Consider the following 1283-nt stretch of genomic DNA (forward strand, 5'->3'; position numbering starts at 1 on the left):
CCTTCGGCAAAGACCCAAATCGAAGTATTATTGTGTTTAAGCGCTTCGGTTGTTTCAGCCATGGTATTGATAGATTCACGACTTTTGGAACGGTCGATCATGATATTGCCGGCGAGCCAATAAACCTGGCCAAATAAAGGCAGATACTTAAGGCTCTTTTTACCGACGCTTACACAGCGCTTAGGAATGACACCGCCGTGAACAAAGAGGTCGAGGTTGCTTTGGTGATTGGCGATAACAACGCTGGGGGGCATATTATCCAATAGTTCTTTATTCTCTATCGTCATTTTCACGCCCAATAACTTCAAAGCTCCCCAGCTGAATAGTCGCCCGCATATTCTTGTGTTATCAGGGTTGAAGGGCCTAAAAAGACAGATGCAACTGCCGAGCAAAGCAACGCTAAAGAAGTAAGTGAGAACGAGTATTGTACGAATAGTAAGTAGCATGCTTGAGTCAGTTATGTCCGTAGGCGGCGATTATTATCGAGAGGATGAGTGCGTAAAACGATTATAGAGCGTTTTGTGTCACAGCTATATTGTTATACAAGCCATAAATTGTAATAAAATTGCCTTGCTTGGCATAGGGCTGGCTATAATTGCTTACAACCTTGCCGTTGATCTCGTGATATAATCGGCCGTTTTTTAAGATTCGAAATTTGGGGATATAAAGTGATAAAGGTAGGTATTGTAGGCGCGACTGGCTATACCGGTTCGGAGTTATTAAGATTATTGGTGCTTCATCCGAAGGTTGAAATTACTGTTGTTACCTCGCGTACTGAGAAAGGCCGCCCTGTTGCAGATATGTTTCCTCATGTTCGTGGCTACATCGACTTGCCTTTTACCGATCCTAGCGTAGACGAACTAGCTGGCTGTGATCTTATCTTCTTTGCAACGCCACACGGTGTGGCTCAGTCAATGATGTCTGAATTTATAGATTCCGGCTTGCGTACCATTGATCTTTCAGGTGACTTTCGTTTGAAAGATGTAGATGTATGGGAAAGTTGGTATGACCAGAAGCATGCCTGCCCTGAATTAATTCCTCAGGCTGCATATGGCCTGCCTGAAATCTATCGTGAACAAATTAAAGATGCCAAATTAGTTGCTTGCCCTGGGTGTTTTCCTACGGTTATTCAGTTGGGCTTTTTACCTTTAGTTGAGCAAGGCTTAGTCCAGGCGGATCGTCTCATTGCAGATGCTAAAACAGGCACCAGTGGTGCTGGGCGTGCAGCTAAAGTTGGTATGCTGTTATCGGAATGCGCTGATAGCTTTAAAGCTTACGGTGTT

At 44.2% G+C, this 1283-nt stretch carries 2 protein-coding genes; one reads left to right on the forward strand and one right to left on the reverse strand.

The features are described 5' to 3' along the window. Nucleotides 1–287 (reverse strand): 1-acyl-sn-glycerol-3-phosphate acyltransferase (locus tag A3735_RS31375; RefSeq protein WP_197486022.1); only part of this gene is annotated, 287 nt, incomplete at its 3' end. Between the two features lie 381 nt (nt 288–668). Between A3735_RS31375 and argC the strand changes: the two genes are divergently transcribed. Continuing rightward, the coding region (gene argC / locus A3735_RS24700; RefSeq protein ID WP_068638825.1) for an N-acetyl-gamma-glutamyl-phosphate reductase at nt 669–1283 on the forward strand (615 nt) is incomplete at its 3' end.

The organism is Oleiphilus sp. HI0061 (assembly GCF_001635675.1).